We start from the raw sequence: 23,081 nt of genomic DNA on the forward strand, positions 1-23,081 counted from the left end.
ACGGTCGCGTTCAGGGGGTGGATGTCCGGAGGGCGGCCTCGATGTCGGGCAGGGTGTCGGGGAGGCGGCGGGTCATCTGCCGGCGGCGGTGCCAGTAGCCGTCGAGGTCCGTCTGGTGCACGGGATCGGGTCGTTCGTAGTGCTCCCGGACGCCGTAGAACGACTGCATGGCCTGGAGCAGGGCCATCCGCGCGCACGCGAGGACCTGGTCGGCGGGCAGGTCGGGGTTCTCCGAGCGGTAGGCGGCGACCAGGGTCAGCGCCGTGTCGGGCCAGTCGTCGGTGGTGGCCACGGTGAGCGGGTCGAACGCGATCCGGCCCGGTTCCCACGCCGGTGGGCGATGCAGTCGTGCAGGTCGATGACGGCGGCGACCGTGTCGTCGAGGCCGACGAGCACGTTCGGACGGGTGAAGTCGTAGTGCACCGGTTGCGTCGACACCGGGGGCAGTCCCGCGGTCAGGCCGGGAGCGTGCGCCGCCAGGTCCGCACGGCGTACCGCGACCTGGTCGCGTCGCGCGGCGTCGGCCTCCGTGCGGGGTTCGCCGATAGGGCGCAGCAGCGCGTCCGCGACGTCGAGCGCGCGTGCGGGGTCCCGGTCCCACCACAGTGGTCGGACCGCGACGAGTCGGGAGGCCGCCGGGTGCCGGGCGAAGGCGCGATGCAGGCGCCCCAGCGTCAGACCGAGGTCCTCGGCGAGCCGCGGGGACCAGGGTCGCGTGGACGTCTTCGCGGCGACGAACTCCCAGACGGACAGGGCGGGTCCCGGCTCGCGGGAGAGCGTGTGTCCGGCACCCGGCCGCCGCTCCGGGAAGAGCGTTGCCCTTGCCGGGCTTTCGGCCGCGCCCCGATCGCAGCGCGAAGGCCCCTTCCCCCGAGACGCCGGCGCCGGCCCTACCGCCGGTCGATGGGGTCAGGTGTAGTCGATACCCGTATTCGCGCTGCTGCCCGGACCGTCCGCGGTGGCATCCCCGGTCCGCTCGGCCGACGCCGCCCCGCCCCCGCGACCACCGGGACGCCGTACGCCGGTGTGCGCGTCGCCACCGCCGGTCGCCCGAGCGTCACCCGTGTCGACGGCGGAGTCCGAGGCGATCGAGGATCCGCACCCTGGAGAAGGGCCCAGACAAGGGCCCCGACACCGGTCGCCGCCTGAACCGAGGCCCCCACCAACCGGCCGGCGTCCGGACCGTCCGACAACCGGATCAACGGGGTCGACACGACGACCGCCGACGCGGCCCCAACGCGGCCCCGACACCGCGATCCTCCACCCACCCGACATCGCACCGCCCCCAACGCCGTGCCCCGGGTCCGACTACCGGTGCGGGACCGCGCCTTCCCTGGTGGACCGGAGACTTCACCGAGGTGACCGGCGTCGCGCCGACCGCACGGTGAGCCGTTCCGCTACGCGTGCGAGACCGACAACAGGGCTTCGTTGAGGTTGTGTTCGGCGATCTCCCGCATGAACTGCCGGTTGGGGAAGTCCCCGTCGAGCAACCGCAGCGGCCCCGCCGTCAGGGACAGGCGTTGCGCGAGCATGTAGAGCGCGAGCCGATCCTCGTCGAGGCCGGTCACCGACAGCCGCCGATAGTCGTCATGGAGGCGGATCCGCAGGAACACGTGCTCCCACTCGACGTCGAAGTACATCAGATCCTCGATGTCGATCAGGACGGGGTTTCCTTCCGCGTCCACCAGCACGTGGTCCAGCCCCAGTTCGCCGTGGACGACCGAGTACTCGGCGCGCGGCCGTACCGCTGCGGCGAGTTCGCGCAGCCGCTCCTCGAGTCGGTCCCGGACGCGCGCGATCCGCCGGTCGCGCGCGGTGGCCTCGGCGAGGTTGCGCAGCGCGAAGTCGAGCACGGCCGCCTCGCACGATGTCCCGTGGGACCTGCCTCCCTCGTCGATCAGGGCCACCTTGCCGTAGGACGGCGCGCGATGATCCCGCATCGCCGCCAGGCCTTCGGCAAGGCGCGCCATCGTCGGCTCCGCGGCGCGTGGGTCGCGCTCGTACAGCTCCATCAGGTGCTCTCCGGGGAAGTCCTCGACGATGGCGAGGTCGGCCGAGGAGTGGGTGCGGTCGCGGTCGACCAGGTGAAGTGTGGGCACCCGCAGGCCCAGCGATTCCAGCCGGGCGTGCGCGGCCTCGAACAGGTCGAGCCCCACGCTCGGCGAGAACGGATCGGCGACGTCGTCGTCGCCCTCGTGCGCCGGCCAGTAGTTCTCGGACTCCTCCCACAGATAGGCGATCGCCGTCGTCGCGTCGTCCATGGTCAGGCGGTACACGCCCTTCCGCGTCCCGCCCGCGAGCCGCTCGACCGCCGCCAACCGTCGACCACCGCCCAGCGCGGCCCTCGCCGCCCCCGCCAAGTGCTCCCGCGTCACGTGCCTGGGTGCCATGTCCCCAACCCGCCTCTCCCGTTCGACAACCGAAGCACCCTACGCGCGCACCCACCCCACGCCGAACGATTTCCCGACCACCCGCACATCGCCCTCGTCGTCGCCGATCCGAGCCGGGAGGACACGCACGTTCCGCACCCTCACCGCACTCGGATACGACCCACGGCCCGCGAACCCCGGCGGCACGAGCACCGCCGCCCGATGTTCAGTCGTGCAGGGCGGGTTGGGGAGCCGGGTGTGAGTGGTCTCGGTCCTCGGCGGGGTCGTGGTCCGCCGCCATGGCGCGCTCGACGTCCTCGGCGACCAGGTCGAGGTTGAGGGCGAACGCGGCTGCCGCGCCCTGCCCCGCGGCGGTGATCACGAGCGCCTTCGGGTCGGCGACGTTGCCGACCGCCCACACTCCGGACACACTGGTCCGGCCCGCGTCGTCCGTGCCCACCCGGCCGTTCTCGTCCCGTGCGCAGCCCAGTTCGGTGAGCAGCGTGTCGTGCGGCACCATCCGCGGGACCACGAAGACCGCGCGGCGGGGGAAGACCCGACCGTCGACCGTCTCGACGCCGCGCACCCGGTCCTCCGCCACCACCAGGCGCTTGATCACGCCATCGACGACGGCGACGCCGCGCGCGGCCAACCGTTCGCGCTCCGGCGCGCCGAGGTCCAGGGTGTGCGCGAAGAAGACGACGTCGTGCGACCACTGCCGGATCAGCAAGGCGTGCTGCACCGCCCCCGGATGGGTACCCAGCACCCCGATGGGCGCGTCACGTACCTCGTACCCGTGGCAGTACGGGCAGAACAGCACGTCCCTGCCCCACCGTTCCCGTACGCCGGGGAGGTCGGGAAGCTCGTCCCGCAACCCGGTGGCCACCACCACCCGGCGGGTCTTCAACACCACACCGCCGTCCAGCCCGACCACGAACCCGGGGTCGATGCGATCCACCCGGTTCTCGAACAGGTCCACCCCGTAACCGGCGACCTCGGCCCGACCCACCGCCAACAACTCGCCCGGCGCCATGCCGTCCCGGGACAGGAATCCGTGCATGTGCGCCGCGGGAGCGTTGCGCGGCTCGCCCGCGCCGACCACCGCGACCCGGCGACGGGACCGACCCAGCACGAGGGCCGCACTCAGCCCCGCCGCACCCGCACCCACGATCACCACGTCGTACACATCGTCGTCGCCGGTCCAGGTGGCGCGCACATCGTTCGTCGTATCGCTCAAGGCGATCACCTCCACCCCGAGCGTGCGTCCGCGACCCACAGGACAGCAAACTTCGTTGCCGATTTGGCAACAGGAATCGGGCACGGACCCGCGCTTTCCGGCCGGCCGCGGTCACGGGCGGGTACGAACGGGCGCGGCCGCGAACCACCTCCACCCGTCACCGTGCGGTCGCCGGCTCGTCGGGCGGGTGTGATCACCGGATGCGGGGAAGCGGCCGGTGAACCAGGGCGAGGACCGGGCCCCACGACGCTCCGCAGTGAAGCGCGGACAGGCCCGGTCCGACCCGGACCCACGCGGCATGCCGGTGACGCGCCCTACGCGACGCCGACCGTGGCCAGGGCGTACTCGACGGCCCGCGCGAGTTCGTCCGCGTCCACCGGCCGCGACACCACCTCGTCCGGGTCGTCGACCATCTCGGCGCGCCGATCCAGGACGTCCAGGGCGACGTGTTCGGCGAACTCCGTCACCGCCGACCGCGCGTCCCGGTCCGGATCGGTGTCACCGGTGGGCGTCTCGAACACCAGGCCGACCCACAACTCCGGGTCCCGCGTCACCAGGGCCTCCCCCAGATGCACGCCGCACCCGGGCGCACTGTCGTCGACCTCGGCGATCCCGGGGACCCGGCCGAGCATCGGCACGCCGCTCTCGTCGGTGGGTCCACCGCACGCGTGCGACGAGCACGCGCCCAACGGACACCGCCCGCCCCGGTCCTCCTGGTCCTCGATGTGGATGTCGGGAGTCATCACCGCTCCTGTCCGGGCCTGTCACGCCGACGCTTCGTCCGGGTCGTGGGCGCGTTCGTCCTCGCGCCCACGACCCGGCTCGCCGTCGACTCCACCACGCCCCGACCGCCGGCGCGCCCGGAGCGCGCCGAACGGGCGGTGACATTGCCACTAATGCCGTATTCCCCGAGGCTGTGACGCCCGCCGCGCGGGCGTCACCGGCGCGCACCACTCGTACGCGGTCACGGAGTTCGTTCGGGCATCGCATGCCCGAGGCAGGCCCGCGGGATCAATCGGGGGCACGCCTGCGGGGGATCAACGGGCCTGGGGCAGGACCGGGACGAGGTTGTCCCAGCGGGAGATCTCGCAACCGTCGACACGCTTGAACGTGGCGTCGATCGAACGGCCCGCCCAGGTGCCGCTGATGCGCGCGGTGGCCGGTCCGCCGTAGATCATCGTGCAGTGCGCGCCGGCGGGCACCGGCGCGAACGGGTCGCGTCCGCCGGTGGTCGTGGCGTCCAGTCGAGCGCAGGCCGCCTGCGGCTCGGGATGGCTGCCGCCCGCGGGGTGACATGCCAGGGTGTACGTGATCACTCCCTCGGGGTTGTCGGCCACCGTCACGGTCAAGTGGTCCACCGTGGCGGCGACGGCGGAGGGAATCGGGCATTGCACGGCCACAACTGCGGCGGCGGCGACGACAAGGCGGCGGATCAACACGGGCTGCTCCCGGGATAGGGCGCGCGGCATCGCGCGCACGGGTCGAAAGGGCACGGAAGACGACGAACCGAAGGGTCGGATCCAACAGGCCCGCCCAGACCGATGCGGCCGAGCCGCGCGCTCCGGACTCGCTCCGGAGAGTCGCTCCGGATCCACCCATGTCCTCAACGTAGTCGATCGCACACGTCGAGTAATCGGATTTCACGGTTTCCACGCATCCGGAAGCGCGTCACCGCGTCCGGGCCCGGCGCGAAGTCGCTGCCACACCCATCCGGCCATCCCGAAACCGAGCAGCCGGCGACGCGAACGACCCGACGCACACCGTCACCGACCGCCCGTAGTATCGGAGTTCGATATCGGATTCGTCACCTGGTGGGTGACCCGGGGAGGGGTGGTCGACGGGTGAGGGAGTTCCAACGAGGTGCGGTGCGGCTGCACATCCTCCACCACGCGGCCGAGGAGGAGATCCACGGTGCGTGGATGGCCGAGGAACTGGCCGTTCACGGCTACCGGATCAGTCCGGGCACGCTCTACCCGACGCTGCACCGGATGGAGGCGGACGGGCTGCTGACCTCGGAGCAGCGGGTGGTCGAGGGCCGCACCCGCCGCGTGTACCGGGCGACCGACGCGGGCCGGGCCGCGCTGGCCGAGGACCGGCGGGCGCTGGCGGAACTGGCCCGCGAGGTGTTGCCCGAAGCGGACCGACCCCGCCTGTAGCCGGCCGGCGATTCGCCCACGGCGACCCGACGATCCGTCAGGCGCGGGCGAACCTCCTGCGCAGGCCGTAGCCGGCGGCGCCCGCCGCGAGCACCGCGACCCCCCACACCACCGAGGCCACGGGCAGCGAGAAGGCCAGCACCAGGCAACCGGCCGTGCCGAGGATCGGCACCACCCGCGGCGGGCGGCCCTCGGTCGGAGTGAGCGTCCAGGCACTGGCGTTGGCGATCGCGTAGTAGGCCAGCACGCCGAACGAGGAGAACCCGATCGCGCCGCGCACGTCCGTCGTGCCGGCCAGTACGGCCACCACCGCGCCGACCGCGAGCTCGGCGCGGTGCGGCACCTTGAATCGCGGATGCACGGCGGCCAGGACGTACGGCAGATGCCGGTCGCGGGCCATCGCCAACGTGGTGCGGGAGACGCCCAGGATCAGCGCCAGCAACGAGCCGAGCGCCGCGACGACCGCCCCGACGCGCACCAGCGGGGCGAGTTCGGGGACGCCGGCGGCGCGTACCGCCTCGGCGAGCGGGTCGGCGGTGTGCGCGAGGCGCTCGGGTCCCAGCACCGCGAGCACGGCCGCGGCGACGGCCGCGTACACCACCAGGGTGATGCCCAGCGCGGTCGGGATCGCCCGGGGGATGGTCCGCTTCGGGTCGCGGACCTCCTCGCCGAGGGTGGCGATGCGCGCGTACCCGGCGAACGCGAAGAACAGCAGACCGGCCGCCTGGAGCACCCCGCCGAACGTGGCGTCCGCGCCGATCCGCAGGTGCGCGTCGTCGCCGGTACCGCCGGTGAGGCAGGCGGTGACCACGGCGGCGAGCACCGCGAGCACGACCGCGACGATCCCCCGGGTCAGCCACGCGGCCTTTTGTACCCCGACATAGTTGACCGCGGTCAGCGCCACCACCGCGGCCACGGCGACCGCGTGTGCCTGGCCCGGCCACGCGTAGGAGCCGACGGTCAGCGCCATGGCCGCGCACGAGGCGGTCTTGCCGACCACGAAGCCCCAACCGGCCAGGTAGCCCCAGAAGTCGCCGAGGCGCTCGCGTCCGTACACGTACGTGCCGCCGGACTGCGGGTAGCGGGCCGCCAGCCGGGCCGAGGAGGTGGCGTTGCAGTAGGCCACCACCGCGGCCAGCGCCAGAGCCGGCAGCAGACCCGACCCCGTCGCGCCCGCGGCCGGCGCGAGCGCCGCGAAGATGCCGGCGCCGATCATCGACCCGAGCCCGATCACCACGGCGTCGAAAACGCCCAGATGGCGCTTCAGCTCCCCCGCCTCGGCAGACGCCGCCGACATCCCCATCGCTCGCTCCCCGACCGCGCTTCGCATCCATTACGGACCCCGATATCGGATCACGATATAGGACCGGCCCATCGCGCCGCCGCCAAAGCCCGAACAGCGGTGCGACGTCGAAACGCGGCCGGCAGCGCGGCCACGAGCCCCCGGAGATCCGGGCGACTCGCGGCACACGCTGCCGTGCGAACAATGCGGTGCGGTGCGGTGCGCTGTGGTGCGGTGCGCTGTGGTGCGGTGCGCTGTGGTGCGGTGGTGTGGTGCGGCACACCGCACCACACCACGCTGCGATCAGCCCTGGGGCGGCAGATCGTAGACGTGGTCCGGAGTGATGATCGACGTGATCGCCTTGGCGAAGAGCGTGCTCGGCTCGGAACCGTCGTGCAGGATGTCGGTGTTGAGCAGGATCACCATGGTGGCGTCCTGCTCCGGCAGGTACATCGTCACGCTCTCGTAGCCCGGCAGCGAGCCGTTGTGCCCGACCCAGCCGTGGGTCCGGAACAGGCCCAGGCCGTACCCGGCGTCGTCGAAGTTCGGTACCGGAATGAACTTCTCCCGCTCCGCCTGGGTGGCCGGGGAGAGCAGCGTGCCGGTGGCGACCACCTTGGCCCAGCGGCGCAGATCGTGCAGGTCGGAGATCATCGCGCCCGCCGCCCAGCCCCAACTCGGGTTCCAGTCGGTCGCGTCGGCGACCTCGCCGGACAGCGTCTGGTCGGTGTACCCGTGCGCGTGCGGCGACGGGAACTCGGCGCCCTCCGGGAACAGGGTGTGGCGCAGCTTGGCCGGTCCGGTGACGCGTCGGTGGATGAACTCGGCGAGCGGCATCCCGCCGAGCTTCTCCACGACGAGACCGAGCAGGACGGTGTTGGTGTTGGAGTACTGGAACTGTGTACCCGGGGCGAAGACGTTCGGGTGGCGGAAGGCGTACGCCAGCAGTTCCTGCGGGGTGAACGGGCGGGTCGGGTCGCCCAGGAGGGTGGTCACGAACTCCTCGTCGAAGGTGTACGAGAACAGACCGCTGCGCATCTCCGCCATCTGCCGGATGGTGATGTGTTCGCCGTCGGGGACGCCGTCGATGTAGTCGGAGATCGGGTCGTCCAGCCCGATCAGCCCGTCGTCGACCAGTTCCAGCAGGGCGGTGATGGTGAAGGTCTTGGTCTCGCTGCCGATCCGCATGTTGAGGTCGGGCGTCATCGGCGCGCCGGTCTCCTTGTCGGCCACGCCCGTGGACCGGACGTAGTTGCCGCGTCCGGGCAGCCACAACCCCACGGTCACGCCGGGCACGCCGGCCTCCTGGCGGGTGCGCTCGATCGCCTCGTCGAGGCGGGCCACGAGCGCGGGGTCGAGACCGTGGTGCGGCGGGCGGTCGTCGTTGTGCGGGTCCGCGGCGACCACGGCGGCCGTCTGCCGCGAGGCCTGGGCCGCGGGCGCGGTCAGGGTGAGCGGGACCAGTGCGGTGAGGGCGAACAGGGCGGTGGCGAGTCGGCAGGCGGGGGCACGACGCATGGCGGGATGTCTCTTCCGGGAGTACGGGGACCTTGTCCGGCCAAGATCACCATCCGCCCCGGCCCGGGCCCCCGCGCCCACGAACACGCCCCGGCGATTCCACCCGTACGGCCGCACCGGCACCCGCCGCCGGCGCGCGCGGACGTCACGCGGTCCACCGGGAGGAGGCGTCACACGCCACCGGAAGAGGCGTCACATCCCACCGGAAGGCGCGTCACGCGCCACCTGAGGACGCCTCACCCGATCCACCGGCGGCAGCCTCGCCGGTCCGCCCCAGGAGGAGGTCGGTCACCAGGGCGAGCGGGGGCCAGTTCAGTCGGCCGTGGCGGGCCACCGCGAAGACGCGCTGTTCCACCTCCGGGACGGCGAGCGGGACCAGCCGCACCCCGGGCAACGGCGCGGTGTCCATGGGCAGCAGGCCCACGCCGAGACCGGCGACGATCATGCCCTGTACCAGGTCGAGGCTGTCGGCCTGGTGCGTGATGTGCGGGGTGAACCCCGCCGTCGAGGCGAGCGTGCGGATGACGGTCTCGTCCGCGGTGTTGCGGGAGTTGACGATCCAGGAGTGGGTGTCGAAGCGGGCGAACACCTCCGCTGTCGTCCCCTCGCCGGCGTCGGCGTGCGCGGGAACGCCCAGCCCCCATCGGGCGGTCCACAGCGCGGTGGCCCGCACGCTCGGATCCTCGGCCGCCGGCGCCAGGTTGTAGTCGTAGGTGAGCGCCAGGTCCGTACCGTCCTCCGCCAGGAGTTCCAGCGCCTCGGCGGGTTCGTGCTCGCGGATCAGGACCCGGACCCGCGGATGGGCGACGGCGAGGTCGGTGACCACGGGCAGCAGACGGGTCCGGATGGCGGTGGCGAACCCGGCGACGCGCACGGTGCCGTTGGGCTCCGCACCGGGCGAGAGGTCGTGCTGCGCCGCCTCCACCGCGGCGAGGATGGTCACGGCGTGTTCGGCCAGCCGACGCCCCGCCGGAGTGAGCCGGACCCGGCGCCCCTGCGGCTCGATCAGCGCGGCGCCCATGTCACGGGCCAGCGCGGCGATCTGCTGCGAGACCGTCGAGGTGGTGGTTTCCAACATGTCCGCGACCGCGCGCATGGATCCCAGCCGGGCCAATTCCACCAATATCTGTAGCCGTCGGGTCTCCACGCCTTCATTGTCCACGATTCACGAACGATATGTTTCGAATCGGCACGTGGACACGAACGATGCCGAGGTCATCTACTTGATCCCATGAGCACGCCGCAATCACGCACCCGACTCGCGATCGCCCGGCCGCGCCTGCCCGACCCGGCGACCGGAGCCCTGATGGCCGTGGTCTCGATGTCCACCGTCCAGCTCGGGCTGGCGCTCTCGGTACCGCTGATCGACCGGCTCGGCGCGCTGGGAACCGCCGGGCTGCGCCTGGCGTGGGCCGGCGTGCTCCTGCTGGTCCTCGTGCGCCCGCGCCGCCGCGACTTCGCCGGCCGGGACCTGGGCGCGTGCGTCCTGCTCGGCGCGGTGAGCGGCGGCATGATGCTCTTCTTCATGCTCGCCGTGGCGCGCCTGCCGCTCGGCACCGCGAGTGCGCTGGAGTTCCTCGGGCCGCTGGCCGTCTCCCTGTACGGATCGGGCGGCGGACGCAGACACTGGACGGCCATGGCCGGCGCGGGCGTGCTCCTGCTGACCGAACCCTGGCACGCGGGCACCGATCTCGCCGGTGTGGGCTTCGCGTTGGCCGCCGCGGCCTGTTGGGCGGCGTACATCCTGCTGACCCAACACATCGGCGATCGGGTCACCGGCCTGAACGGGCTGGCCGTCTCGATGTCCGTGGCCGGCCTCCTCGCCGTCCTCGTCGCCGCTCCCACCGGGTTCGGTGGCCTGACCTGGCCCCTGCTCGCGGCCATGTTGGGGCTGGCCGCGATGAGCGCCGTACTGCCGTTCACCCTCGAATTCCTCGCGTTGCGCCGGCTGACCACGTCCGCCTTCGGCACGCTGATGAGCCTGGAGCCGGCCATCGCGCTCCTGATGGGCCTGCTGGTGCTCGACCAGATACCCGGTCCGGTACCCGCGGCCGGCGTCGTCTTCGTGGTGATCGCCGGCATCGGCGCCACCCGAACGGGCGCCCGCACAAGCCCCGAACCCCGGGACCCGCACACCGACCCGCCGCGTCCGCGCCCCGTTGCCCGGGAAGTGTGCTGAGCGGGCCGAACCACCGGCCGCCCGACGCACCGTCGATCCGCGCGCCGAGCCGGATCCGGGACCCGCGGATCTCGGCCCCGACCCCGCGACTGCCGGAACGCACCCGGGCACCCGTCGCCCGAGCCGCAGGCCGAGTCTGCTCCACGTGCGATGCTCCCTTCGCGTGTTCTGTGTCCAGGTGGCCGGACACGGTGAGCTATGCGCCCGAATCCGATGAATGACTGTTATATATAGGACATTGACTCGCATTCAGGACGTGGAGTAGTCGCCTCGAAGGGTCGTCATGGACAACGGTTCGCCCCCACCGGCAGACCGATCGCCCGCAGACCCGCCATCCTCGGACGCCTCGCCCGCACACCCGTCGCCGATCGGCCCACCGCCCTTCGACCCGCCCGGCACGGGCGGATCCGGGCCCTTCGGCGAGGCGTCCGGGAGACCGGCACCGGTGAGCGTGGAGAACTTCCACACCCCGTGCGACCGCGGCACCCTCGATCGGCCCGCGGACACCTCGGGCCCCGGTGCCCGGGTGAACCTGCTCACCTGGGACGGCGACGGCCGACCGGCCGGGCTGTTCCCCGAACGCGAAGAGGGGGACACGCACCGATGAAGTCGCTCACCGACCGATTCCGGGCCAAGGCGGCCCGGTTCGACGACCGGTACTCGACGGCGGTGATCCGCCAGGCCGCCGCGCTGTGCCTGCACCACCCGGACGAGATCTTCCACTCCCGGGTGCCGCTGGTGCGCGGCGCGCTGGCACAGATCGGCCCGAGGCCGGCCGGCACACTGCTGACGGCCTTCCTCGACGGCGTGTGCGCGTGGCCGGCGGCCGAGCTTGCCGCGCACCACGTGTCCGTCTTCGATCAGCGCAGCCTGTACCTGAGTCGGTGGCGCGAAGAGGACACCCGATGGCGCGGCGAGGCGCTGGTGACCTTCAAGCGCATCTATCGCGAGCACGGCCTGGAGTTCACCGGCGAGGAACTGCCGGACTTCCTGCCCGCGGTGCTGGAGTTCGCCGCCATCGGCGGTCCCGGGCCGGTCGCGGCCGGCGAGGCGCTGCTGCGCGAACACCGCCCCGGCATCGAGCTGTTGCGGTTCGCTCTGCTCGACGCGGGCACGCCGTACGCAGGCGTCCTGGAGGCGGTGTGCACGACGCTGCCCGGCGCCTCCCCCGCGGACCGCGCCCTCGCGCACGCCGGGCCGCCGCGCAAGGACGTCGGCCCGGACGGCACTCGAGCGGGCGGAGTCGAGCGATGAACACCATGTTGTGGGCGGCGCGGCCGCATCCGGCCCGGGTCGTCCTCGTCGGCGGGACCGGCCGGCGCCACCGCTACGACGGGTTCGGCTGGACCAAAGCGTGGCCGGCGAGCGGGTGGCCGAGCATCGAGTGGCCGAAAACGCGCGGTCCGGGCGGCTCGGGGGCTCGGCGTTTGCCCCGCGCAAAGCCGGCAAATGCCTTGCGCGGTACGGAGTTTGCGAACAAGGATCGGGGGCGCTTTGCCTCTTCCACTCGCATTCCCGGAGGGAATTCCTCATGCGCAAGCGTGCCGCACTGCTGACCACGACACTCGCCATCGCGTCGATGACGGCGCTCGGTGCCCCTGCCCAGGCGACGACGGCGAAGGCCCCACCGGCGTCGGCGACGACGGTGGCGTCGGCCCCGGCCCAGGCGGCGGCCGGCTGGCTGTTCATCGACTACTACACGACCCGGAACAAGTGTGTGGACGCCGGCCAGCAGTACCAGCGTGAGGGCTTCTCGACCTGGAAGTGTCCGTACGACATCCTCCTGGGCTACTTCGCGCTCTACGTCAAGTAGGTACGGGGAAGCAGCCGCCCGTCGGCGCATCGCGAGCGCGTGCCGAGCCCGCACGGTCCCCCGCGTGCTCGGCGCCGCCGACGCGGCTCGACGCAGGCCCAGACGTCGTGGCCCGGACGCCAACCGATCCTGGGGCTGCATCACTTGGCACCATCGGACGCATGCGACAGGCTGCCCGAGAGACGACGGACGACATGGGTCGGCGTCTCGGGCAACACACCCACACGCGTGGTCGGGCGGGCTGCGGGCGACTCGGGGGCCTGGCCGGAGGTGGTACTTCGGCAGGGAGCGCCGAGCCCCGTCCGTAATCCACGCGGTGGGCCACATCGGGTATCCCGGGCAGTGGCGATCGGCGGCCTGGACAGCACGCCGCGAACCCCCACCCGGGATCCCGATCACCGATTCCGCGCGGGGCAGGACACCGACCGTCCTCCCCGTGCGTGGTCGTCGCGCCCCACCCCGGCACCAACGCGGGCCTCCCGACCCGCTCGCCACCCGCGATCCCCGATCCGGCCGACGCTCGACGGCAAGCCGGTCCCGGCCACCCTCGCGCACATCGGATAGTGGCGCCCGGTGTGAATGGCTAGGTTCGACCACCATGATCAACCGAAAATCCGTACGGTCCAGACGACGTGTGCTGATAGTCGTCGCCGGCGCCGTGGCGATTCAGGTCGGATTGGGGGCGGGGGCGTTCGCGGCCCTGGATTCCGCGGGCTCGACCAAGGGCCCCGCCGGACCGCAGGCGTGCACCGCCCGCCCGAACCCGGACGCGCCGGAGGCCGGAGAGGAGCGCGGTTGCTTCTCGGTGGACGCCACCGTCGATCGCCCCCTCGCGGTCGGCGAGACCGCCGGCGTCCGGTTCGTGGTGAGCGCCCAACTCGCGGCCAAGGGTGTGCGCGTCGAGGCGGATCTACCCGCCAACCTCGCCTGGGTCGACCCACCCGTGGGGCTGACCCTGTCCTCGCACCCCTCGCCCAATCCCGTGCACCTGGGCGGCATCAACCGTGCGGGCACCGTGCGTTCGTTCAAGGCCGGGCAGTCCGTCACCTACACCGGACGGATCGTCGCGAAGGCGGCCGGCCCCGCGGAGGTCAAGGTGCGCGCCGCCGCCGACCTGCGCGCGGGAGTGGACGCCGCCGAGGACCTGATCCCGCTCACCGTGGGCGCGGCCCCGGGCATGTCGAGCTTCGGCGCGCAGCGGTCGACCGACGCGGACTCCGTCGAGGTGGCGCCCGACGTCACGCCACAGGAATCGACACCGCACCTGACGGCCGAGTCGCTGTCCCCGGCCGGTCTGGCCGCACCCGCGGGCGACGACCCGCCGGCACCGCGCGCCCTCGCCGCCGCCGCGGCACCGACCGCCTGCGCGACCGGCAAGTGGCTGTACGTCGACGAGAAGGGCGTCACCCGGCCGGTGGTCAACATGACCGTCGAGGCGTGGGACGCCGACACGAGCAACGCGCACGACCGGCTCGCCTCCGGCCTCACCGGGACCAAGGGCGAGTACAAGCTGTGCTTCGACAACGCCGAGAGCAACAACTCGGGCCAGGACGTCTACGTCAAGCTCACCACCACCAACAAGAACTGGCGCGTCCAGGCCACCGGCACCACGAACGCCTTCACGTTCACCACGCCCACGGTCTCCAACGTCGCCAACGGAAGCACCACCTCGTTCGGCGACCGCAAGCCCGGCGCGGCCGACAAGATGCGCGCGCTGCACGCGTTCGACGCGCTCAACGACGCGTGGAAGTGGGTACCGGGCAACACCTGCTGGGACGGCCTGGACACCACGTGCCGGCAGGTCGTGCTCAACTGGGCACCGGACTCGACGGTCGGCAACTACTACGGGAACAAGCAGATCCACCTCAAGGCGGACGCCCCCGACTCGCACATGACCGTGGTCCACGAACTCACGCACGCCATCATGGGCGACGTCTACGAGGACAACTCACCGCCCATCCCCAACTGCAGCCCGCACGGCGTCTCGGCAAAGTCCTCGACGGGGTGCGCGTGGGTGGAGGGCTTCGCCGAGTGGGTGCCGGCGAGCGTATACAAGGATCCGTACTACCGGTGGCCGAGCGGTGCGTCCATGAACCTGGAGACGCCCACCTGGAGCACGTCGGGTTGGGACGACGGTGACGCGGTCGAGGGTCGTGTGGCCGGTGCGTTGATCGACCTCACCGACACCACGAACGAGGGCTCCGACGTCTACGGCGAGGCCGCGCCGGGCAATGTCTGGAACACGTTCCTGCGACACCGGTCCACGACATTCGCCGAGTTCTGGCAACAGCGCAAGGCCGACGGATACGACACCTCGGCGAACGGTCCGCTGAAGAGCCTGTACCAGAGCACGATCGATTATTGAGAAGGACGCGGTTCCCCGCCCGCCCGGCTTCGGGCGGGCGGGGAACCGCGCGCCGGCGCCCGGTCCCGACGCCCGGCGCCGGTGTCGTCTTCTCGGGGTCAGAACGAGCCGCCGCCGTCACCGCCCCAGCCGCCACCGCCGTCTCCGCCCCAGCCCCCGAAGCCGCCGCCCCCGTCACCGAGGCCACCGAATCCGCCGTCCCCCGCCCCGGCCGCGCCCGCCTCCGCCGCGTAGCCCAGGTTCATCGACGCGCCGAGTGTGGTCCCGATGAGCAGGCCCGGGAGCAACATGCCGCCGTACCAACCGGCCGCCCACGGACCGTAGGCGGGACCGGCCTCCCAGTACGGGCGACGACCGCCGGCGCTGTCCACCTCGCGGATCTCCGGATCCAGACCGTCGTCCAGGCGGGCCGCGTCGGCCGCACACACCGGTACCTCCCGCTCGGCACCGCTCGCCGGTGCCCAGCGCATGTCGCGCACGGACGGGCCGTGGCGGGGGTCGAAGAAGCACGGCGGTCGGCGTTGCGGCAGGGCCGCGCCGGTACGTCGGGCCTCCAGGGTCGCGAGGGCGAATCGTCCGTCGTCCAGGGCCTCGCTGACCGCACGCACATCCGCGGGTTCCCGGGCCGCCGCCATGGCCGACTTCGCCCGTTCGTAGGAGTCGAGCGCCCTGGTCCATTCCTCGCGTATGGCGTCGTCGGAGTCGGCCGCGCCCGGATCGAAGGCGGCCCGATCGAGCGTCTCGCCGTACGCGGTGATGTCCTCGTCGACGACCGGCCGCACCTGCTCCAGTTCCTGCCGTGCCTGCGCCGCCCGGCGGGTCCTGGTCCGCCTGCGCAGCACGAGGATCGTGCCTGCTGCGGCGACGAGCACGGCCCCGACCACGGCGAGGCCGACCCACGACGAGCCGCCGTCGTCGCGTGCCGGTGCCGACGGCTGCTGCGCGTCGGCCGCGGCCCCGTCGACGAAGGCGGTCAGCAGGCCCGGTCCGTCTCCCTGGTGTGCGGCCAGTACGTCGCTCTTGAGGGTGGCGAGCCGTGCGCGGGACATCACCGACGCGTCGGCCGCGGCGTCGAACGTGCGACCGACGGTGACCGCGTACACGCCCGGTCGGCCCACCTGCTCGCGCAGGCCCGACAGTACGGCCGCGGGCGAACCGGCCGACGCGAGCGGCGAGTCGGCCGGTACCGCGACCACGAAGATCGGCTTGTCGGCGGACCGGATCTTCGTCCGCAACGCGTCGGCGGTGGCCGACGGCAGCACGTTCTCGGCCGCCGGGACGGTGTACACGGGGTCGTCGCGCAGCGACGCTGCGATCGTCCCGATGCCGCCGCCGGCCGCCGCGTGGGCGGGCGCCGCCGCGAAGAGCAGGACCGCCAGCACGAGCGCGAGCCCGAGGACGGCCGTCTTCGGCGGTAGGCACCGGCGCCGAAATGCGACTTTCGTCATGTATTCAGGCTACTGCCGCCGCGCCGGCCCATGCGGAAGCCGGCCTCGGGAAGAGGGCGGCCCCGGCAACCGTGTCAGCGCGTACGAGCGCGCAGCGTGCCCGGCGGCAGTCCGAGCATGCGCTCGGCCGTCCCGATCGACATGTCGCGCAGGGCGGGGTGGTCGAACGGCACGTCGTCGTTGCTGTACGCGCCGAGGCCGTCCACGTTGACGAGGATGTGCAGGGTGACCCCGAGCGGGTCGTCCGTCGTGAAATCGCCCGAACGCACACCCTCGTCGACGAGCGCGGTGAGGGCGTCGCGGGTGAGCGACTCCTGTGCCCGCACCGCCGCGCGAAGACCGGGTTTGAACCGGCTGACGTGGCGTGCGTTGAGCCAGAGTCGGCCGAGGTCGACGAACTCGCCGTCGGTCAGGCGCACCAGAAAGCGGGCGAGTCGATCGATGGGGGCGAGCCCGGCCTCCTCCGCCGGCAGCAGCGCCGCGCGTTCCCTGGTGGCGGCGTGCGTGAACGCCTCGCTCACCAGGTCGTCGGCGGCCGGGAAGTAGTGGCCGATCAATCCGGGGCGCACGCCGAGTTCGTCGGCGACGCGACGGAGCGTGATGCGCTCGAGACCCTCTTCGAGCGCGATCCGCGCGGCGGTCCGGACGATCTCGGCGCGACGCTCCTCGGGCATCTTGCGAACCCGCGTCGACGGGGGGCTTGACGTCATACCGACCACCCTATTGGATGTGTGGCCAATACCCCATTGGCCAAGAGACCAATAGCAGTGGTTGCCAGAGGTGTGCCCCGAGAGGTCTCGACGTATGAACCACGCACTTCCCACGGCGGCCCCCGACGACTGTGCCGGCGACCGCGCGGGTCGCCCGGAAACCCGGGGCATCGACCAGGTCCCCATCGCCGAACGGCACGGGCGAGCCCGCGAACTCTTCGCCATCTGGGCGGCCCCGAACGTCAGCTATCTGAGCTTCGTCATCGGCGCGACACTTGTCCTGATGGGGCTCTCGCCGGTGCAGGCCATCGGTGTCGCACTCGTCGGCAACCTGCTGTGGATCCTCACGGGCGTGGTCGCGATCAGCGGTCCGGCCGCCGGCACGAGTGGGTCGGTGGTCTCCCGTGCGATGTACGGCGTGCTGGGCAACAGGATCGTCCTGGTGCTCACCGGATGGCTGATCGCATCCGCCTATCTGGCCCTGAACTGGTCGGCCGCGTCGGTCGCGGGCATCGGCCTCGCGCGGCGCCTGGGCCTCCCCCTCCTCGGCCGATTCGCCGAACTCGGCGTCGTGGCGAGCCTGCAACCCGCGCACGCCACCCGACACACACGCGGGGACGGCACCGACAACTGGTCGCGGCGCGTCGGCCCCGATCGCGCCGCGCACGGTTGGCGAACGCGTGACCTCGTGGACCATCACGCCGTCGTGGCGCTCGGATCCGACTGGCCGATCGGCCCGGGCGACCCGCGCGTGGGGCTCGCCGACTGCCAACTGCGACGCCCCGTCGACGAACCGGGCAGCACGCCGGTACATCCGGAGCAGGCGCTCTCGGCTCGCGAGGCCTACGCGGGCATGACGCTCGCCGCCGCGCACGCCGGCGGCGCCGGCCACGAACTCGGGCGCGTCGCCCCGGGGTACCTCGCCGATCTCACGATCCTCGCCGCGAACCCGCTCGACCTGGCTCCCGAGGCCCAAGCCGACAACGCCGTCCTGGCGACGATCGTCGACGGCGACGTCCGCCTGCACACCGACCTCCCGAAAGGACGCTCGTGATCGTCACGCCTCACCCCCACCCCGAATCCCGCCCGCACGTCGTCGCCTCCGCGATCGATCCACACACCCGCGGCGTGGCCCGCGGCGCGGGACTGCGCGCGGGGATCCACGACGCGATCGAGATCTACGACCGGCTCTTCGCACTCGGCGGCATCACTTCGACGCAGGCGCGGGCAGATGCCGCGCGAGCCCTCGACACGATCGACGACTTCCGTCCCGGCGCCCGGGCCGAGATCGAGGGCATCGCCGAAGGAGCCCGGGTGGAACCGTGGCGCGTCGCGGCGCTCAACGCGCGCACGGAGATCCTCGCGCGCAGCGCCGTCGTGCCGCCGGGCGAGTGCACCACGATCGTGCGTCGGCTCGGGGACGGCGACTCCGCGGCTTCGCGCACGTTCGGCATCCAGACCTGGGACTGGCACGTCGAGCTGAGCGATTGTTGGCACACGCTCGAATCGCGCGGCGGCAGGCACGACGTGGTCGGCCTCACCGAGAACGGCATCCTGGGCAAGATCGGCGTCAACAGCGCCGGCCTCGCCCTGCACTTCAACATCCTCGGTCATCTCCGCGACGGTGTCGGCGGCATCCCCGTGCACGTACTCGCGGCGATCGTGCTGGAAGAGGCCGGCAGTGTCGCCGAGGCGGTGGAGATCGTCCGCGGCGCGCCGATCGCGTCGTCGGGATCGTTCTCGCTCTTCGACGAGTCGACGGCGGTCCTGCTCGACGTGAGTCCCGTCGGCGTCTTCGAGATCGCACCGCGGAACGGCGTCCTGGTCCGCACGAACCACTTCCTCACCCCGACGCCCGCGGCCGACGAGAAGACCTGGCTCTACCAACCCGACTCCGGTGAGCGCTACGACTTCGTGCGCGCGCGTCTCGGGCGCCGGGGCGCGCCGAACGCGGCCGGCGAATTGGTGGACTACCTCGTGACCGGAGCCGGCGAACCGCCCGTGACCTGCCGCCCCGACCCGGACAAGCCACTGGGGCAGCGCTGGGCCACGCTCGCGACCGTCGTCCTGGAACCGGCCGCGCGCACCGCGACCGTCCTGGACGGCACACCCGCCGAAGCCCGGGCCCGGACCTGGCGCACCCTCACGGCGTGACTCCGGCGCGACCGAGGGTGCGTCGATTCGAGCCCTCCGTCGCGGTGTTCGCGTGCCACGTCGCGCCGGCGAGGTGCGGGCCCTCGGTCGGACGGCGTCACCGGGGACGCATGCGTGCGGCGAGCATCGCGATGTCGTCCTCGCCCGTGTGCGGAGCCAGTCCGTCCAGGATCGCGTCGAGTAGGCCGTCGAGCCCGCCGCCGGTGGGCGGTCGCAGTGCCGCGAGTCCGGCGAGCGAGTCGTCGATGTCCTGGTCCCGACGCTCGACCGGGCCGTCCGTGTAGAGCAGCAGGGTCTCCTCGGGCAGCAGGTCGCGGGTGATCTGTTCGTAGCCGCCGACGCCGGTGCCCAAAGGAGGGCCGGTCGGGACCTCCACGAGTTCGACGGGACGACCGGCGGCGATCAGCACCGGGGGCAGGTGGCCGGCGGTGGAGAACGTCCAGCGTCGGCGGCCGGGGTCCGCGAGGGCGAGCAGGCATGTTGCGGGGCGGGCGGACTCCTTCTCGTCGATCAGCGCGTCGAGTCGACGCAGGATCCGATGTGGGGGCAGCTCCGTCGCGGCGACGTGGCGCAGCGTCGAGCGGTAGTTGCTCATGTCGACGGCGGCTTCGATGCCGTGTCCCATGACGTCACCCATGACCAGGAGGGTGCGCCCGAAGAACAGCCGCACGACCTCGTACCAGTCGCCCCCCACCGAGGTGATTCCGGAAGGCAGGTAGCGGAAGGCGAGTTCGAGGTTGGGATGGGGTGTGCCGGGCTCCGTCAGGAGTGCCCGTTGCAGTTCCGCGGCGATGCCTTGGGCGTGCGTGTGGCGGCGCGCCTTGTCGATGGCGACCGCGGCGCGGGCGGCCAGGTCTGCGACGAGGGAAACCGCGTCGCCGTCGGTGCGGTCGTCGGCGGAATCCGGGGCTCGGCCGAGCAGCAGGACACCGATGGTGTGGCCGTGCGCCACCAGCGGGACGACGAGGGTCGTGTCGATGCCTGCGGCCCGCGGAAAGGTCGCGGTCCCGGCGTGCTCGGCCCGGTCGTCCGATGCGGTGTCGAGGTGCTCGGTCCTGTCGTTCGAGGCGGTGCCGATGTCCCGGCCACGGTCGTCCGATGCGGTGTCGACAGGCGAAGGCCGGGACACCGAGACACCGGTGCGCGGGCTCCTTCCGACGGCGGAGTCCTCCCGGTGGAGGACGAACGCGCCCGGCGGTGCGAGCGAGGCGAGTCGAGGGCGCAGCCCCGGTGCGCAGGCCGGCGCGGCCCGACGCAGCCGTGCCCCGCCGGGCGGGATCGTACTGCCGTGTTCCGCGGCATCGAACGGGAGCACATCGACGATCGCCAGGTCGGCCATCGCCGGCACGACGAACTCGGCCGGTTCGGCGCAGGTGGTGTCGATGTCCAGGGTGGTGCCGATCCGCGTCGCGGCGGCGTCCAGCACGGCCAGTCGGTGGTGGGCCGGGTCCGCTTCGGTCACGGCGGCGACGATGCCCGCCGGCCGCCCTCGGATGTCCAGCCGCCGGTAACGCACACGGGCGAAGGGAGGCACCCGCGCCGAGGCGCCGAAGGAGATCTCGACTGGGCGGGCGGTCTCGGGCAGCGCGCCGAGGCTGTCGGCGTCGGCGGCGAAGGGTGTCCCGCCGATCGGCATCCCCACGACGTCCGCGGCGGCCAGGCCGGTGGCACGGGTGAACGCCGCGTTCACGAATCGCCGGCGCAGTTCCGCGTCGAGGAACCCGATGCCCACCGGGGCGTCGCCGATCACCCGGCGCGACAGATCCGCGTCCGCGGCGCCCATCCCCAGCGCAGCCATCGAGCCCTCGAGCAGGCCGTCGGCGGTATCCCGTCCCGAAACCTGCGCGTCCTCCTCGCTCCCACGCCGGAATCGCATACTCCCCATGATCACGGCGTGCCGGACCGGGCACCCACCCGACGCGGACCCCGGTGACCTTCGGTACACGCCCACTCACGCGGGGCACCGTCGACATCGGGGGTCCGAGGGAACGGCGGAGGACACGGCGGACCGGGCCTCAGCGCCCGGTGGCGTGGCCCTGTCCGCCGGACCGGTGTACGCCCGCCGTCAGCGCGCCGGTCTCCGGGTCGCGGGCGACGGCACACAGCCGGCTCACCGAACCGGGCTCGACGACGGTCAGGTCGTGCCCGCGGCGGCGCAGGTCGTCGAGCACCGCCGGGCCCAGGCCGGCCTCGGCGGTCACGCTGCCGGGCAGCATCTCGCGCGGGTAGAACGAGGAAGGGAAGCTGTCCTGGTGCCAGTTGGGCTCGTCGATCGCGCCCTGGACGTCGAGCGTTCCGGCGGTTCGGTCGCTGAGCGTGAGGGCGAGCAGGAAGTGGGTCTGCCATTGGTCCTGCCGGTCACCACCCGGCGTGCCGAAGGCCAGTACCGGAACGCCGCCGCGCAGGGCCAGCGAGGGACTGAGAGTGGTGCGCGGCCGACGGCCCGGAGTCAACGAGTTGGGCAGGCCCGGTTCGAGCCAGGTCATCTGGAGTCGGGTACCGAGCGGAAAGCCGAGCGTGGGGATCACCGGGTTGGACTGGAGCCAACCGCCGCTGGGGGTGGCCGAGACCAGGTTGCCCCAGCGGTCGACCACGTCGAGATGGCAGGTGTCGCCCCGGGTGGCTCCGGTCGGGGCGACCGTCGGCTCGCCCGTCCCCGGGTGGTCCGGGCGACCCGGGTGTCGATCGCGGTGTCCCGCCGCGCGGTCGGCTGCCTCGCGCGCGTGTCGGCCGAGGATCGGGGCACGTCCGCCGGGCCGACCCGGGCGCAGCGCGTAGGATGCCTCGGCGCCGATCAGGGCACGTCGGTCGGCGCCGTAGTCGGCGCCGAGCAGGTCGTCCAACGGCACCTCGGCGGCGTCCCCGTACCAGGCCTCGCGATCGGCCATCGCGAGTTTGCCGCCCTCGATCAGGGTGTGCACGTACTCGGCGGTTCCGTAGGCCGGTTCGTCCGCGAGCAGGGCCAACTGCTGCAACATGACCGGCCCTTGCGACCAGCCGCCCGGCTTGCACACCTCCCAGTCCCGCCACCGCCGGCGGATCGGTTCCTCGTACGACGCCGACCAGTTCGCCAGGTCCGCGCCGGTGAGGGTGCCGGTGTGCCGCTCACCGGATGTGTCCATGGTGGGTCGGGCGGCGAACTCCGCGATGTCCAGGGCCACGAAGCCCTCGCGCCAGCAGCGGCGGGCCGCGTCGATCTGCGCCTCGCGATCGCCGCCGGCCGCGGCCGCCTCGGCCAGCACACGCCGCCACGTGTGCGCGAGGGCTTGGTTGCGCAGGGGTCGACGCGGGCTCGGCGTCGTCCCGTGCGGGAGGTAGACCTCGGCGGAGGTGGTCCATTCCGTCTCGAAGAGTTCGCGCATGCGCGTCACGGTCTGCGCCACGCCCGGAAGCGGCAGGTGCCCGCGCTCGGCGAGGCCGATCGCGTGATCGAGCACCGCCGCGAGCGACTTGCTGCCGTGGTCGCGCAACAGCAGCATCCACGCGTCGAAGGCTCCCGGTACGGCGGCGGCCAAGGGGCCGGTGCCGGGGACCAGTTCCAGGCCCAGCCCGGTGTAGTGGGCGATGCTCGCACCCACCGGCGCGATGCCCTGACCGCACAACACTCGCACCGGACCGCCGGCGGGTGCGAGCAGAATCGGCACCTCGCCGGCCGGTCCGTTCAGATGCGGTTCGACGACATGCAGTACGAACGCGGCCGCGACCGCCGCGTCGAACGCGTTCCCGTCGTCCTCCAGCACCGCGAAGGCCGCCTCGGAGGCCAGTCGGTGGGTGGACGACACCATGCCGAAGTCGCCCCGAAGCGCCGGTCGAATGCCCATGGCCGGACCGTACGCCCGCGCCGGCATCG

Annotated in this window: 20 protein-coding genes and 1 pseudogene; 8 read left to right on the forward strand and 13 right to left on the reverse strand. The window is 72.5% G+C overall.

The window, feature by feature from the left end; all coding sequences use genetic code 11:
* Nucleotides 1-10: 10 nt before the first annotated feature.
* From OG948_RS42170 to OG948_RS42195, 6 genes and pseudogenes are all read right to left on the reverse strand, one after another.
* Nucleotides 11-292 carry a hypothetical protein gene (locus OG948_RS42170; protein WP_331770271.1) on the reverse strand — a complete coding sequence of 94 codons (282 nt, stop codon included), beginning with the start codon at nt 290-292 and terminating at the stop codon, nt 11-13.
* Nucleotides 256-777: pseudogene (locus OG948_RS42175) on the reverse strand (phosphotransferase); the annotation flags it as partial. The pseudogene OG948_RS42175 and the gene OG948_RS42170, both read right to left, overlap by 37 nt.
* Before the next feature lie 620 nt (nt 778-1,397).
* On the reverse strand, nt 1,398-2,390 hold the full coding sequence (locus tag OG948_RS42180; RefSeq protein ID WP_331770272.1) for a phosphotransferase: 993 nt from the start codon (nt 2,388-2,390) through the stop codon (nt 1,398-1,400).
* A 205-nt stretch (nt 2,391-2,595) separates the two neighbouring features.
* Nucleotides 2,596-3,606, reverse strand: a complete 1,011-nt coding sequence (locus OG948_RS42185) for an NAD(P)/FAD-dependent oxidoreductase (protein WP_331770273.1) — start codon at nt 3,604-3,606, stop codon at nt 2,596-2,598.
* Between the two features lie 314 nt (nt 3,607-3,920).
* Complete coding sequence (locus OG948_RS42190) at nt 3,921-4,349, reverse strand: hypothetical protein (protein WP_331770274.1); 429 nt, start codon at nt 4,347-4,349, stop codon at nt 3,921-3,923.
* Nucleotides 4,350-4,643: 294 nt separating this feature from the next.
* The gene (locus OG948_RS42195; RefSeq protein WP_331770275.1) at nt 4,644-5,045 is read right to left on the reverse strand and encodes an SSI family serine proteinase inhibitor; all 402 of its coding nucleotides are present in this window, start codon (nt 5,043-5,045) and stop codon (nt 4,644-4,646) included.
* A 402-nt stretch (nt 5,046-5,447) separates the two neighbouring features.
* Here OG948_RS42195 and OG948_RS42200 point away from each other — a divergent pair, with 402 nt between their 5' ends.
* Nucleotides 5,448-5,762, forward strand: a complete 315-nt coding sequence (locus tag OG948_RS42200) for a PadR family transcriptional regulator (protein WP_331770276.1) — start codon at nt 5,448-5,450, stop codon at nt 5,760-5,762.
* A 37-nt stretch (nt 5,763-5,799) separates the two neighbouring features.
* Here OG948_RS42200 and OG948_RS42205 read toward each other — a convergent pair whose 3' ends face one another.
* From OG948_RS42205 to OG948_RS42215, 3 genes are all read right to left on the reverse strand, one after another.
* Nucleotides 5,800-7,065, reverse strand: coding sequence for an APC family permease (locus OG948_RS42205; protein ID WP_331770277.1), 1,266 nt, complete (start codon nt 7,063-7,065; stop codon nt 5,800-5,802).
* 282 nt (nt 7,066-7,347) lie between these two features.
* Entirely contained in the window at nt 7,348-8,562 is a 1,215-nt protein-coding gene (locus tag OG948_RS42210; RefSeq protein ID WP_331770278.1) for a serine hydrolase domain-containing protein, read from the reverse strand.
* A gap of 214 nt (nt 8,563-8,776) precedes the next feature.
* Nucleotides 8,777-9,709: a LysR family transcriptional regulator gene (locus tag OG948_RS42215; protein WP_331773484.1), complete on the reverse strand. Its 933-nt coding sequence runs from the start codon at nt 9,707-9,709 to the stop codon at nt 8,777-8,779.
* Nucleotides 9,710-9,883: 174 nt separating this feature from the next.
* On the opposite strand from OG948_RS42215, the gene OG948_RS42220 reads away from it, so the two are divergent.
* The 5 genes from OG948_RS42220 to OG948_RS42240 all read left to right on the forward strand — a co-directional run bounded on the left by OG948_RS42220 (nt 9,884) and on the right by OG948_RS42240 (nt 14,919).
* The gene (locus OG948_RS42220; protein ID WP_406300892.1) at nt 9,884-10,741 is read left to right on the forward strand and encodes an EamA family transporter; all 858 of its coding nucleotides are present in this window, start codon (nt 9,884-9,886) and stop codon (nt 10,739-10,741) included.
* A gap of 445 nt (nt 10,742-11,186) precedes the next feature.
* A complete protein-coding gene (locus OG948_RS42225) occupies nt 11,187-11,348 on the forward strand; it encodes a hypothetical protein (protein WP_331770280.1) in 162 nt (53 codons plus the stop codon).
* Entirely contained in the window at nt 11,345-11,995 is a 651-nt protein-coding gene (narJ, locus tag OG948_RS42230; protein ID WP_331770281.1) for a nitrate reductase molybdenum cofactor assembly chaperone, read from the forward strand. The genes OG948_RS42225 and narJ overlap by 4 nt, the downstream gene beginning before the upstream one ends.
* A gap of 277 nt (nt 11,996-12,272) precedes the next feature.
* Nucleotides 12,273-12,554, forward strand: a complete 282-nt coding sequence (locus OG948_RS42235) for a hypothetical protein (RefSeq protein ID WP_331770282.1) — start codon at nt 12,273-12,275, stop codon at nt 12,552-12,554.
* Nucleotides 12,555-13,212: 658 nt separating this feature from the next.
* Nucleotides 13,213-14,919 carry a hypothetical protein gene (locus OG948_RS42240; protein WP_406300578.1) on the forward strand — a complete coding sequence of 569 codons (1,707 nt, stop codon included), beginning with the start codon at nt 13,213-13,215 and terminating at the stop codon, nt 14,917-14,919.
* A 98-nt stretch (nt 14,920-15,017) separates the two neighbouring features.
* Here the strand turns inward: OG948_RS42240 and OG948_RS42245 are convergent, their stop codons facing one another.
* A complete protein-coding gene (locus OG948_RS42245) occupies nt 15,018-16,367 on the reverse strand; it encodes a hypothetical protein (RefSeq protein ID WP_331770284.1) in 1,350 nt (449 codons plus the stop codon).
* Between the two features lie 74 nt (nt 16,368-16,441).
* The gene (locus tag OG948_RS42250) at nt 16,442-17,077 is read right to left on the reverse strand and encodes a TetR family transcriptional regulator (protein ID WP_331770285.1); all 636 of its coding nucleotides are present in this window, start codon (nt 17,075-17,077) and stop codon (nt 16,442-16,444) included.
* Between the two features lie 94 nt (nt 17,078-17,171).
* Here OG948_RS42250 and OG948_RS42255 point away from each other — a divergent pair, with 94 nt between their 5' ends.
* Nucleotides 17,172-18,131 (forward strand): amidohydrolase family protein, encoded by a 960-nt coding sequence (locus tag OG948_RS42255; protein ID WP_331770286.1) that lies wholly within the window; start codon nt 17,172-17,174, stop codon nt 18,129-18,131.
* Nucleotides 18,128-19,231 carry a C45 family peptidase gene (locus tag OG948_RS42260; RefSeq protein ID WP_331770287.1) on the forward strand — a complete coding sequence of 368 codons (1,104 nt, stop codon included), beginning with the start codon at nt 18,128-18,130 and terminating at the stop codon, nt 19,229-19,231. The genes OG948_RS42255 and OG948_RS42260 overlap by 4 nt, the downstream gene beginning before the upstream one ends.
* A 97-nt stretch (nt 19,232-19,328) precedes the next feature.
* On the opposite strand, the gene OG948_RS42265 is transcribed toward OG948_RS42260, so the two are convergent.
* Nucleotides 19,329-21,107 carry a PP2C family protein-serine/threonine phosphatase gene (locus OG948_RS42265; RefSeq protein ID WP_406300579.1) on the reverse strand — a complete coding sequence of 593 codons (1,779 nt, stop codon included), beginning with the start codon at nt 21,105-21,107 and terminating at the stop codon, nt 19,329-19,331.
* Nucleotides 21,108-21,246: 139 nt separating this feature from the next.
* A complete protein-coding gene (locus tag OG948_RS42270; RefSeq protein ID WP_331770289.1) occupies nt 21,247-23,052 on the reverse strand; it encodes a gamma-glutamyltransferase in 1,806 nt (601 codons plus the stop codon).
* Nucleotides 23,053-23,081 lie beyond the last annotated feature (29 nt).

The organism is Embleya sp. NBC_00888 (assembly GCF_045207655.1).
GTDB lineage: Bacteria > Actinomycetota > Actinomycetes > Streptomycetales > Streptomycetaceae > Embleya.

Bases quoted from the DNA above. Each gene is read 5' to 3' on its own strand.
- OG948_RS42180 (WP_331770272.1), bottom strand. From the start codon at position 2,390: ATGGCACCCAGGCACGTGACGCGGGAGCACTTGGCGGGGGCGGCGAGG.
- OG948_RS42190 (WP_331770274.1), bottom strand. From the start codon at position 4,349: ATGACTCCCGACATCCACATCGAGGACCAGGAGGACCGGGGCGGGCGG.
- OG948_RS42205 (WP_331770277.1), bottom strand. From the start codon at position 7,065: ATGGGGATGTCGGCGGCGTCTGCCGAGGCGGGGGAGCTGAAGCGCCAT.
- OG948_RS42210 (WP_331770278.1), bottom strand. From the start codon at position 8,562: ATGCGTCGTGCCCCCGCCTGCCGACTCGCCACCGCCCTGTTCGCCCTC.
- OG948_RS42220 (WP_406300892.1), top strand. From the start codon at position 9,884: ATGTCCACCGTCCAGCTCGGGCTGGCGCTCTCGGTACCGCTGATCGAC.
- narJ (WP_331770281.1), top strand. From the start codon at position 11,345: ATGAAGTCGCTCACCGACCGATTCCGGGCCAAGGCGGCCCGGTTCGAC.
- OG948_RS42235 (WP_331770282.1), top strand. From the start codon at position 12,273: ATGCGCAAGCGTGCCGCACTGCTGACCACGACACTCGCCATCGCGTCG.
- OG948_RS42245 (WP_331770284.1), bottom strand. From the start codon at position 16,367: ATGACGAAAGTCGCATTTCGGCGCCGGTGCCTACCGCCGAAGACGGCC.
- OG948_RS42250 (WP_331770285.1), bottom strand. From the start codon at position 17,077: ATGACGTCAAGCCCCCCGTCGACGCGGGTTCGCAAGATGCCCGAGGAG.
- OG948_RS42255 (WP_331770286.1), top strand. From the start codon at position 17,172: ATGAACCACGCACTTCCCACGGCGGCCCCCGACGACTGTGCCGGCGAC.
- OG948_RS42265 (WP_406300579.1), bottom strand. From the start codon at position 21,107: ATGCGATTCCGGCGTGGGAGCGAGGAGGACGCGCAGGTTTCGGGACGG.
- OG948_RS42270 (WP_331770289.1), bottom strand. From the start codon at position 23,052: ATGGGCATTCGACCGGCGCTTCGGGGCGACTTCGGCATGGTGTCGTCC.